The sequence below is a fragment of the Porphyromonas bennonis DSM 23058 = JCM 16335 genome, assembly GCF_000375645.1.
GTDB lineage: Bacteria > Bacteroidota > Bacteroidia > Bacteroidales > Porphyromonadaceae > Porphyromonas_A > Porphyromonas_A bennonis.
This window is the reverse complement of sequence record NZ_AQWR01000053.1, coordinates 1-10611: the sequence shown is the minus strand read 5'-3', so window position 1 is coordinate 10611 and position 10611 is coordinate 1. Positions and strand designations below refer to the sequence as shown.

General features: G+C 60.6%; 11 protein-coding genes. 8 read left to right on the top strand and 3 right to left on the bottom strand.

All coding sequences use genetic code 11. The features are described from left to right. The first annotated feature begins 520 nt into the window (after positions 1 to 520). Positions 521 to 760, top strand: a complete 240-nt coding sequence (locus tag B088_RS07535; protein WP_018107811.1) for a ribbon-helix-helix domain-containing protein — start codon at positions 521 to 523, stop codon at positions 758 to 760. Further along, positions 696 to 2573: a ComEA family DNA-binding protein gene (locus B088_RS07530; protein ID WP_081605490.1), complete on the top strand. Its 1878-nt coding sequence runs from the start codon at positions 696 to 698 to the stop codon at positions 2571 to 2573. The genes B088_RS07535 and B088_RS07530 overlap by 65 nt, the downstream gene beginning before the upstream one ends. Positions 2574 to 2634: 61 nt before the next feature. Here B088_RS07530 and B088_RS08700 read toward each other — a convergent pair whose 3' ends face one another. Both B088_RS08700 and B088_RS07525 read right to left on the bottom strand, forming a co-directional pair. Beyond that, positions 2635 to 2778 (bottom strand): hypothetical protein, encoded by a 144-nt coding sequence (locus tag B088_RS08700; protein WP_018107809.1) that lies wholly within the window; start codon positions 2776 to 2778, stop codon positions 2635 to 2637. Between the two features lie 37 nt (positions 2779 to 2815). Next, on the bottom strand, positions 2816 to 3262 hold the full coding sequence (locus B088_RS07525) for a type I restriction enzyme HsdR N-terminal domain-containing protein (RefSeq protein ID WP_018107808.1): 447 nt from the start codon (positions 3260 to 3262) through the stop codon (positions 2816 to 2818). Positions 3263 to 3300: 38 nt separating this feature from the next. Between B088_RS07525 and holA the strand changes: the two genes are divergently transcribed. Beyond that, positions 3301 to 4350 carry a DNA polymerase III subunit delta gene (holA, locus tag B088_RS07520; protein ID WP_018107807.1) on the top strand — a complete coding sequence of 350 codons (1050 nt, stop codon included), beginning with the start codon at positions 3301 to 3303 and terminating at the stop codon, positions 4348 to 4350. 32 nt (positions 4351 to 4382) lie between these two features. Continuing rightward, positions 4383 to 4985 carry an NUDIX hydrolase gene (locus B088_RS07515; RefSeq protein WP_018107806.1) on the top strand — a complete coding sequence of 201 codons (603 nt, stop codon included), beginning with the start codon at positions 4383 to 4385 and terminating at the stop codon, positions 4983 to 4985. An 18-nt stretch (positions 4986 to 5003) separates the two neighbouring features. Here the strand turns inward: B088_RS07515 and B088_RS07510 are convergent, their stop codons facing one another. Then, on the bottom strand, positions 5004 to 5321 hold the full coding sequence (locus B088_RS07510) for a DUF4298 domain-containing protein (RefSeq protein WP_018107805.1): 318 nt from the start codon (positions 5319 to 5321) through the stop codon (positions 5004 to 5006). Between the two features lie 117 nt (positions 5322 to 5438). On the opposite strand from B088_RS07510, the gene B088_RS07505 reads away from it, so the two are divergent. The 4 genes from B088_RS07505 to B088_RS07490 are packed head-to-tail and all read left to right on the top strand — an operon-like array spanning position 5439 to position 9903. Then, complete coding sequence (locus B088_RS07505; protein WP_018107804.1) at positions 5439 to 6524, top strand: Smr/MutS family protein; 1086 nt, start codon at positions 5439 to 5441, stop codon at positions 6522 to 6524. A 34-nt stretch (positions 6525 to 6558) separates the two neighbouring features. Continuing rightward, on the top strand, positions 6559 to 7053 hold the full coding sequence (locus tag B088_RS07500) for a CYTH domain-containing protein (RefSeq protein WP_018107803.1): 495 nt from the start codon (positions 6559 to 6561) through the stop codon (positions 7051 to 7053). Between the two features lie 10 nt (positions 7054 to 7063). After that, the gene (locus tag B088_RS07495) at positions 7064 to 8815 is read left to right on the top strand and encodes a bifunctional metallophosphatase/5'-nucleotidase (protein ID WP_018107802.1); all 1752 of its coding nucleotides are present in this window, start codon (positions 7064 to 7066) and stop codon (positions 8813 to 8815) included. Between the two features lie 2 nt (positions 8816 to 8817). Then, positions 8818 to 9903, top strand: a complete 1086-nt coding sequence (locus B088_RS07490) for a mannose-1-phosphate guanylyltransferase (protein ID WP_018107801.1) — start codon at positions 8818 to 8820, stop codon at positions 9901 to 9903. Positions 9904 to 10611 lie beyond the last annotated feature (708 nt).

Here is a 10611-nt window from a genome sequence, read left to right as displayed (position 1 = left end):
ACCCTTCGGGTGCCTCACGGATAAGCCCTCTAGGTATATGATTACCCCAATGCTCAAATGCGTCACCCCTACCATCGCAACGACTGGCGGTCCTATCCTATAGGACAGTGCATCATCATAGTCGTCCGACTTGTTCGACTCGACCGACTTGTCCGACTCGTCCGATAGAGCCATCGAGGTGGCTGAAATCTAGTACCGGTAATAGGAGAAACTAATACCGGTATTAGTCGCAACTATTATCGGTAAAAGAAATCCCTCAGAGCGCTAAAGCTTATCGGCTCTGGTTACCAGTCTGTTACGAGTCACTCCGGGGGCGGCTGGTCGAGGCGGTCGGCCTTTTGGTAAAAAGAGGTACATTTACCACCTACTAAGGATAATAAGCCATGACCGGATGCGACAGCCAGAGACTGCTTGGCGCTTGCCCCCACGGGGTGAGGCACGACGGAGGGCACCTCGCTCCCGACCCGTACCGGTCCGGCTTCCTATCACAGACTACCAGCGAGAGACAAGAGTCCACGGCATGAGACGATCGAGACGGAGGGGAGAGAGGATCCGGCAGGAGCCACATACGGTGCGGGTGACGGTGCTCTTCTCCGAGAGCCAGATGGAGATCATCGAGCGGTATCTCAGACGCCATCCCGGTCGGTCGAGGTCCGACTTTGTGCGGCGATGCGTCATGGAGCGGATCGTGGGCGATGCGACGAAGCACCGCCCCTCTCTCTTCGATGACGACGAGGGCAGTGAGGAGCAGCACCGGTAGAGTCCTTCGACTCCTCCTGCTGGTCGGGATGATCGGTCTTGGCGTGCGGGTCGTCGCGCAGGAGAGTCTCTCGTCGGAGGCGATCCTGGCGCTCATCGAGGACGAGGAGGCGCGGCAGAGGGCGGCTGAGGAACTGGAGCGGCTGGAGCTTCATCCGCTGGACCTCAATACCGCCACGGCGGATGAGCTGGCTCGTGTCCCGCTCTTGGATCCATTCTTTATCCGAAACTTCCTCCTCTACCGCTCACAGAGTGGACGGCTGGAGTCGGTCTATGACCTCAAGGAGGTGCAGGGTGCCGAGCTTCGTCTCCTATCCCTGCTCTACCCCTACCTCACAGTGGGTGAAACGGACGACCGACCTCCGAGACCAAGGCGAGAGTATGCGGTAGCTTCGCTCTACAGAGAGGGGTCCGCCTCGCTGCTGATCCGCTCGGTGGGAGACAACGGGAAGCATCTCGACTGGGCTCTGGTGGGGGAGACGGACCGGGGAGAGCCCTTCCGCCCGGCACGCGAGGGATGGATGGACCACCTCAGCGGGACGCTTCGGTACCGAGACAGCCGGACGAGCATTCTCCTCGGTGACCTCCGCCTCACCACGGGGCGCGGGCTGCTGATGGGACAGGGGCGCTCCATCTTCTCCTCCTCGATCTACGGCACGGGCATACCGGACCGGGTGACGCTGGACCTGCGACCACACCGGTCGGCGAGAGAGTATGACTACCTGCGGGGGCTTGCGCTGGAGCGGAGGCTGGGGTCGGTGGAGGTGGTTCTCTTCGGCGGGTACGAGCCGATAGATGCGCGGATCGAGGGGCAGAGGATCGCGACGCTCTACAAGACTGGACTCCATAGGGACCCCTTCTCTCTCCGTCACCGTCATACGGCTCGGCGGGAGATGGTCGGGGGCTATCTCTCCTACGATAGTGAGAGTGGTCACATCGGCATGACGGGAGTGACCTACAGGCACCGGACAAACGATGGGCGCCCACTCCTGCCGCCCCTTCGCTATCCCGATGCGATGGTCTTGCGGGAGGCATCTGTGGATGGTTACCGGATGGGAGAGAGGGTGATCGCCTCAGGAGAGGTGACGCTGGCGCCGGGGGAGCGAAGGGCTGCCGAGGGGAGTCTGTCCTACCTGGATGAGATGGTGGGGGCGCTGACGGTCTCGGGGCGCTACTTCGGCAAGGGACGCTACTCCCCCTACGGATCCGGTGATGGTCACTACTCCTCAGGGCGGGACGAGTGGGGCTACCGCCTGCAGTGGAGCGGCGAGGTGGCGCGGTACGTCAGTGGGACGGTGGTGGCGGATCGATTTCGCCGCACGGACGGAGGCTCTCCTGCCGGGACGATGCTCCTCGCCCGACTGGGGAAGAGCAGCTACCATGGCTCCACCCTCCTGACGCTCCGCTGGCTGAGCGTGCCGGAGAGACCGCAGCGGCTATCGCTTCGGTACAGCAACGACAGACAGCATGGGGCGAAGTGGTCCGGCAGAGAGGAGGTACAGCTGCTCCACACCGAGGGAGAGGGAGTGGGCGGATCGGTGAGGGGAAGGATCCGGTACGATGATCAGAAGTCACTCCTTGCCGAGGGCGATCTGAGGCTCTACCGACTGGCGAAGGGGCAGATGATCCTGAGCAGTCTCCCCTGGATGCCGTACCTCTATGGCGGATCGATGCTCCGCGGGCAGGGAGTGCAGCTGTCGGGTCGTGTGAGGTGGCGGGTCGGAGCGCACGTCGCACTCCACGGTCGAGTCGCTCTAACAATCGGTGGCTCTCGCACCACGGATGCAGCTCTTGCCCTTACCTATCGGCTCTGAGCTGACACGGATCCTCCCATCAGGAAGGGGCTAGGCTAATTCGCATTTTGATATGAGGGATTTAGGAGAAATGGAGGGCGATGCGGTAGAGAAAGAAGTCGGTGTTTCTGGCAGTATTTGTTGGCTCCTTCCATCTCCGGCGGCGTATGTAAATGAAGACCTCGCGACCGGCTATGGGGAAGGTCTGGATCTCGCAGGGATTCATGTAGTCGCATCGGACCACCTCCTTCGCCTCCGACAGCTCAGGGGGAGTCTCTCCTCGTGAGGGTGAGGAGCTCGGGGTAGGAGGGGAGGCGGGAGAGGAGGCGGGTCTCCTCGCCGTCGTAGCCAACGAGGTAGGCGTAGATGGAGCGACCATTGGTGATCACCAGCACGGGGACCCGGAGGACCGAGTTGTACCGGTAGATCTGCTCCAGCACCGCGTCTGAGAGACGGATGGAGGGCGCCTTGTACTCGATGATCATCAGCGGCGACTGGTCGGGGGCGACGACGAGGGTGTCGCAGCGACGGGAAAGCTTCCCGACACGGAGCGCCACCTCATTCCCCATCAGCTCGGGCGGGTAGCCCAGCTTGTCGATCAGATGGCGCACGATCCCCTGCCTGACTCCCTCCTCGGGGGTCAGCGCCACCTCCTTCCGCCGGAGGGGGTCGTAGACCGTTGGACGGTCGCTCTCTCTACTTTCCGCCATAAAGGGGTATATTTGTCTCAGAAGTCATCACTACTACCATGCCTTACACCAAAGAGCCTCAGAGTGTCCTCACCGCAATCGACTCCACCAAGGAGCCGTACCGCATCTATCTGCTCACCGGTGAGGAGGAGTACTTCACCGACAAGATAGAGAAAAAAATCGAGGCCGCCTATATGCCGGAGGAGGCGAAGGACTTCAATTACACCCTCCTCTACGGCACCACGGCGTCGCCCTCGCAACTGCTGACGGCGGCGCGTCGCGCACCGATGATGGCGAAGTATACCCTCACCGTGGTGCGGGAGGCGCAGGCGATGATGCAGGGTGGGGGAGGAGCGCTGATGGAGGTGCTGGGCAATCTCACCGATCACCCGGTCCCGTCATCAATCGTGGTGCTCTGCTTCAAGGGCGGGAAAAAGCCGACCCGAACCCTCACCGTGATCAAGAACCTGACGAAGAAGGTGGGGCTCTACGTGGAGTCTCCCGAGATCCGAGACTACCAGATCAGCGGCTACATCCGTCCCCTCGCTCTCGAGCACGGACTGACCCTCACGCCTGAGGCGGTACAGGTGGTGGCGGAGCATATCGGGACCGACGTCACCCGACTGGATAGCGAGCTCGAGAAGCTGGCACTGGCCCTCCCGGCGGAGGTGCGGGGTCAGGTGACGCCCGAGCAGGTGCTCACCTACACGGGACTCAATAAGGAGTACACCGCTTTTGATCTCAAGCGAGCCCTCGCCCGTAAGGACCGGCGACAGTCGCTCATCATCGCCCGCTCACTCTCGGAGGACAGCAAGCGGGTGCCGGTGCAGATGATCATCCCGACGCTCTTCGGCTACTTCGCCGATCTGCTCACCGCTTATTATGCTCCGCGACCCCACACGGAGCAGAGCGTGATGAAGTACCTCGGTATCAGTTCCTCCTTTTTTGTCAAGGACATCATGCTCGGGCTCAAGAGCTACACGCCGCACCGCGTCGTTGAGATCATCCATGCCCTGCGCCACTCGGACGCGAGGAGCAAGGGTATGTACAGCGACCAGGGCGACCCCGACGAGATACTGCTGGATCTGGTGCTGCTGATCCTCAATTGATACACCCTACTAAGCGAGTCATATAAGTTATTATGGAGAAGAAAAATGTAATCACCACTCCTGATGGGGCGGTCACTGAGCATCCTCTGGAGCTCTTTGCCCACTGTCCCAAGTGTGGCAGCCCTCACTTCGGGGTCGTCAATGCCAAGGCGAAGAAGTGCGAGGACTGTGGATTTGAGTACTACGCCAATGCGCAAGCCGCCTGTGCCTGCTTCATCACCGACCTGATGGAGAATATGTTGGTCGCCGTTCGTGGTAAGGAGCCTGCCATCGGCACCTACGATCTGCCGGGTGGCTTCGTCGATATGGATGAGACGGCCGAGGAGGCGATGGCGCGGGAGCTGATGGAGGAGACCGGTATCGACGCCTTTGGCGGTCTCCGTGGAGGGATCCACAGACCACCTAAGTACCTCTTCTCTCTCCCCAATCTATACCTCTACTCCGGGATGACGCTCCACACGCTGGACCTCTTCTATCACCTCAAGGTGGAGTCCCTTGTGCCCTACGTGGACCAAGCGGGAGACGATGTCGCCAAGCTGCTCATCGTCCCGATACGTGAGATCGTGCCGGCAGACTTCGGTCTCCGCTCCATCCGCCGTGCTGTGGAGATGGTGCGGGAGGAGCACTACTTCTGATCCCGGTCCGAGAGTAGGCTATGACTCCAGCGCAGCAAGTGCGGTGCGGAGGAGCTCCTTGGCGAGCTCCTGCCTGTCGCTGATGTAGTCATACACCGCATCCTCGGAGAGGACACCGCGGATGAGGTCGTCGGGGAGCTCGCCCCTCTCGTCCGCCTCGTAGTCTTCCCTCCATTCGCCCCACAGGTAGTACTGCTCCAGGGTGCGGGATTCCTCGGCGATCTCTTTCCACTGCCTGCAGGCGGCGGAGAGCCGGTCGGAGGCTTCCACGCAGCGACTGAGGCACTCCTCCATCTCCCGGATCCGCTCTATTCTCTCTCTTGTTTTGTCGTCCATTTCGATTCTTTGCTTTGGTTGACCTTTTCCCTCTACCCGCAAAGGTACATCAATGTGAGTGAACCGTGCGGAGGGAAAAATGGGTACATTTGTGAAGCAACAGCAGAGAAATCAAGTATGAGTACAACGATAAAGGTGGGTGACCGTGTGCGCTTCCTCGATGCGACAGGAGGCGGCGAGGTGACCCGTGTCAGTCGGGAGGGAGTGATCTATGTGCGGGATGAGTCGGGATTTGAGCTGCCGACCCGTGCGAGCGATGTGGTCCCGGTAACCGAGGGGAGCACGATCGCTCCTAAGCCGGTTGTCCCTACGCATACCCGGGAGACGGTCGCCCCACGGTCGGTGCAGGAGCCTGCACTGCCGGCGGAGGATCATCGTAAGCGCCCGGTGGACAGCGACCACGACCGGATCAACGCCTACCTCTGCTTCCTTCCCGAGGATCCGGAGCAGCTGGGGACGTCGCCCTTTGAGACCTATCTCGTCAATGACTCCAACTTCGACCTCCTCGTCCTCTACACCTCCGGTCGTGGGGCGCTGCAGGAGGTTCGCTACGAGGGGGTGGTACCCTTCGACAGCTCCGAGTTCCTCGAGAGCTTCCTGCCGTCGGAGGTCAATGATCGAGCCCACGTACAGCTGGCGCTGGTGCCGATGAAGCGAGGGACGCTCTACACTCCGCGCGAGCCGATGGTGGTGGAGCTGAAGGTGGATGGGACAAAGTTCTTCCGCGAGGGCGCATTTGTCTCTAACGAATTCTTTGATGACGGCGCGATCGTCTACCATGCAGTGAAGGATGATAAGCCCTACAGGAGAAACAAGGTGGACGGAGAGAAGCTGGCGGAGGCGATGATCGCAAAGAAGAAGCGTGCCGACGCCCCTCGTCCCCGGACACAGGAGAAGCGACCGATCTCCAAGGAGGAACCGGTAGTGGTCGACCTCCATATCGACAACATCATCGAGACGACCGCCGGAATGTCGCCCAAAGATATCCTCGACTACCAGCTGGACTACGTGCGGCAAGTGATGGAGAAGTATCGCCAGCCCAAGCTCAAGGGCACGACCGTGATCCTGATCCACGGCAAGGGTGAGGGGGTACTCCGCAAGGCGGTTCTCGACCTGATCTCGAGGGAGTACCCGCGCAGCTCCACGCAGGATGCCTCCTTTGCGGAGTATGGATTTGGAGCGACGCAGGTCAAGGTAAGATAAGCTCCCCCTTAATTCACGTACAGACAGAATACATATGGCACTTGAGATAGAGCGAAAGTTTCTCCTGCGTCCCGGTATGACGCTGCCCTCCTCAGATCATGTGGAGAATATCCGCCAGTGCTACCTCGTGTCGGACGATGCGCTGGTAGTTCGGGTCCGCATCATCGACGAGGAGCGTGCGATCCTCGGGATCAAGATCGCACACGAGGAGACCCTCTCCGTCAGGACGGAGTATGAGTATGAGATCCCCATCGAGGAGGCGCTGGAGATGATGTCGGTGGCATCGACCACCCCCATCGTCAAGCAGCGGCACGTGATCGAGGTGCGGGAGAGGAAGTGGGAGGTGGACTTCTTTGAGGAGGAGAATGAGGGGCTCATCGTCGCCGAGGTAGAGCTTCCCTCCCTGGAGACTTCGCTCCCTCTGCCGGAGTGGATCGGTCGTGAGGTGACCGACGATAAGCGGTATACTAATGGATCCCTTGCCCGCCACCCCTATGTGGAGTGGCAGGATGAGGTGGCGGAAGCATAATAGACTGTATATGAAGCGACTTACTCTTCTCTTCACCCTCCTTCTCTCCCTGAGCCTCGTCGGCTGTCGGGAGCGGAGCGAGGTGGTGACGATTGACCTCTTTGCGACCGGCGACGTACATGGATCGCTCTTCCCGGAGAGCATACTCGAGGGTGCCGATACCGGTGGCGGTGTGGCTCGTGTGGCTACGGTCGTCCGCTCCTATCGCGAACAACCCGAGGTGCGACCGGTGCTGCTCCTCGATGCAGGGGATCTCCTGCAGGGGCAGCCACTCACTTATTACTTCAATGTGGTCGATACTTTATCACCTCATGCGGTGGCCGAGATGTATAACTACCTCGGCTACGATGCGATGACGGTCGGCAACCACGACATCGAGACCGGGCATGGCGTCTACGACCGCTTTGTGCGAGAGGCGGACTTCCCCGTCCTCGGAGCCAATGTGGTGGACACCGCTACCGGTAAGCCCTACTTCAAGCCCTATGTGGTGGTGGAGAAAGAGGGAAAGAAGATCGCCATCCTCGGGCTTACCATGCCGACCCTCACCGACAACCTCCCGCCCCATCTCTGGAGCGGGCTCGAGTTTAGAGACCAAGTAGAGACCGCTCGGGCCTACCTGCCTGAGATCCTGAGCCAGAAGCCGGATCTCCTGATCTGCCTCATGCACAGCGGTCCGGGGAAGAAGGAGGGGGATCCTCGACCTATGGCTGCTAATGTTGGCTATGACCTCGCCAAGGCGATCCCGGAGGCGGATATCGTCCTCTGCGCTCACGACCATCAGGCAGCACTCGACTCAATCCCTCGCGAGGCGGGCGGATACACCTATATCCTCGATGCGGGAGCGGACGGACGGCTGCTCTCTCACTGCGAGATCTCTCTCGGGGTGAGCGGAAGTGGTAAGCCGGTCGTGCGGGTAGCGCCCGAGCTGATCGACCTCTCCGCCTACGAGCCGGACGGCGACTTCATGGAGCACTTCGCTTCCTCAGAGCAGCAGGTGCGGGACTTCGCAGCGCAGCCGGTGGGACAGCTTACTGCCCCGATGGACTCCCGGAGTGTTTTCTTCCGCCCCGCACCCTTCACCGACCTGATACACCGGCTCCAGTTGGAGATATTCCCTGAGGCGGAGGTCTCCCTCACCGCCCCGCTGGTGGAGAACCTTGTCATCCCTGCCGGTCCGATCCGTATGGCGGACCTCTTCAACCTCTATAAGTACGAGAATTACGCCTACCTGATGCGACTCCGAGGGTCTGAGCTAAAGGCTCACCTCGAGGAGAGCTACGACCGGATCATCCGGACGATGAGTTCGCCCGAGGATCCGCTCTATCGGATCGATGAGTCGAAGAGAGGCGGACCTTATCTACCGCTGGAGGGTCCCTCCTTCAACTTCGACACCGCCGCCGGCATCAGTTACCTCGTCGATGTGACCCGTCCCTCCGGAGACCGTATCGAGATTACTGGGGTAGGGAAGGGGAGACCCTTCGATCCCGATGAGGAGTATCTGGTGGTGATGAGCTCGTACCGAGCTCAGGGCGGTGGAGGACTCCTCACGAGCGGTGCAGGTATCCCCAAGCAGGACCTCCCCGGTCGGGTGGTCCGCACCACCGATCGTGATCTGAGGTACTACCTGATCGACTTCTTCGAGCGACACAATCCCTATACTCCACGCGTCATCTCTTCCTGGACCTACGTCCCCGATGCCTGGGCGAGGGTGACAGTCCCTCGAGACAGCGCATCGATATTTCGTGACTTTCCTCGTCCCTGACTATGATTGATATGGTACACACGCACACCTACGGGGTGCTGATGGCTGGTGGTGTCGGATCGCGCTTCTGGCCGATGAGCCGTCGCGAGCAGCCCAAGCAATTCCTCGACATCCTCGATGAGGGGCGCACGATGATCCGCTCCACAGCCTTCCGCTTAGAGGCTGTCGCACCGGCGAGCCACTTCTACGTGGTGACCGGACAGCTCTACCAGGACGAGGTGCTGCGGCAGCTGCCCTACCTCCATCCCTCTCAGGTGCTGACGGAGCCGGTGGGGCGCAATACCGCCCCCTGCATCGCCTATGCCGCCTACCGGATCTACGCCGAGGATCCCGAGGCGATCATGGTGGTCTGTCCGTCGGACCACCACATCGATGACGCAGTCGCCTACCAGAGGGTACTGCATCAGGCGATCACCTACGTGGCGGAGCACGACGTCCTCATGACGATCGGCATCGAGCCTACCTATCCTGCGACCGGCTATGGCTACATCGAGCTCGCCGGTGAGCCCGATCAGGAGGGGGTCTATCGTGTGTCACGATTTAAGGAAAAGCCCGATCTGGAGGAGGCTGAGCGACTGCTCGCCAGAGGCAATCACCTCTGGAATGCGGGGATCTTCGTCTGGAAGGCGATCGACATCATCAATGCGCTGGAGAAGTACCTCCCCGACGTGGCAGTCCACTTCGCCGAGATAGAGACCTATGGTGAGCCCGGCGAGGCAGAGGATGCCGCCGATGCCTACCGCAGCTGTCCGTCGATCTCGATCGACTACGGCGTGCTGGAGCGGGCGGACAATGTCGTCGTCCTCCCCGGCAGCTTCGGCTGGGACGACATAGGCACCTGGTCCGGTCTCGAGCGCTATATGAGTGAGCACAAGGGTGAGCGCAGTGAGCCACAGACCCTCTTCCTCGATGAGAGCGAGGGCACCTTCGTCCGTGAGACCACGCCGCGGAAGAAGGTGGTGGTCAATGGTCTGGAGGACTTCCTCATCGTCGACACACCCGATCTGCTCTTCATCGCTCCCAAGGGTGATGAGGCGCGGCTGACCGAGCTGCTGCGTAAGTACCCCAAGGAGACCGGCGTCGAGTGATTCGTACCCCGAGTACCTGACACAAGCCGAAACACCCTGGGTACCAGCAGACAACTTTACGCCAAATCTATTACCGGGTTTAGACAAAACTAATACCGATAATAGTGAATACTAATACCGGTATTAGATTCGCCTAAACCCGATAGTAGTCCGAGGGGAGGTCCTGGCGCCCTTGCTCGTACTGCGTGGTAGACACTTTTTGTAAAGCTAAGCTTTCAGGGGTGACGCATTTGAGCCTTAACGCAATGAAGTGATAATCCCTGTCGCCGTGCAATCCTGTCGACTGATCCCGGTCCTGCTGCTACCGTCTGCGGATCCCGCAGGGGCGAAGCCCCGGAGGGATCATCGCTTTTTAGACCGGGTGTCGAGGCACGAAGTGCCGAAGACCCCGGGAAAGAAGACTTTGGGAAAGATATGCGACCCCGCCAGGGTGTCGCACATACCAGTCAGTCAATCAGTGCGACACCCTNGCGGGGTCGCGGGATCGCTAGCAACGCCTGACCCCCGGGTCGTCGGGGCTACGCCCCTCGACCCGGGTCTAAAAAGCGGGCACCCCTGTCGGGGTGCCTCGCTGCCCGTGCTCCTGCCTGCGATTCAGTATTGGTTAATCCCCGGGTGAACCTCATCAATGCTCCCGCAGGACGATCCCGTAGAGGGGAGCCTCTCGCCTGCCGATCCCGCAGGGGCGAAGCCCCGGAGGGATCATCG

Coding starts and splice junctions, on each gene's coding strand:
- B088_RS07535 (WP_018107811.1), top strand. CDS start 521: ATGAGACGATCGAGACGGAGGGGAGAGAGGATCCGGCAGGAGCCACAT.
- B088_RS07530 (WP_081605490.1), top strand. CDS start 696: ATGCGACGAAGCACCGCCCCTCTCTCTTCGATGACGACGAGGGCAGTG.
- B088_RS08700 (WP_018107809.1), bottom strand. CDS start 2,778: ATGAATCCCTGCGAGATCCAGACCTTCCCCATAGCCGGTCGCGAGGTC.
- B088_RS07525 (WP_018107808.1), bottom strand. CDS start 3,262: ATGGCGGAAAGTAGAGAGAGCGACCGTCCAACGGTCTACGACCCCCTC.
- holA (WP_018107807.1), top strand. CDS start 3,301: ATGCCTTACACCAAAGAGCCTCAGAGTGTCCTCACCGCAATCGACTCC.
- B088_RS07515 (WP_018107806.1), top strand. CDS start 4,383: ATGGAGAAGAAAAATGTAATCACCACTCCTGATGGGGCGGTCACTGAG.
- B088_RS07510 (WP_018107805.1), bottom strand. CDS start 5,321: ATGGACGACAAAACAAGAGAGAGAATAGAGCGGATCCGGGAGATGGAG.
- B088_RS07505 (WP_018107804.1), top strand. CDS start 5,439: ATGAGTACAACGATAAAGGTGGGTGACCGTGTGCGCTTCCTCGATGCG.
- B088_RS07500 (WP_018107803.1), top strand. CDS start 6,559: ATGGCACTTGAGATAGAGCGAAAGTTTCTCCTGCGTCCCGGTATGACG.
- B088_RS07495 (WP_018107802.1), top strand. CDS start 7,064: ATGAAGCGACTTACTCTTCTCTTCACCCTCCTTCTCTCCCTGAGCCTC.
- B088_RS07490 (WP_018107801.1), top strand. CDS start 8,818: ATGATTGATATGGTACACACGCACACCTACGGGGTGCTGATGGCTGGT.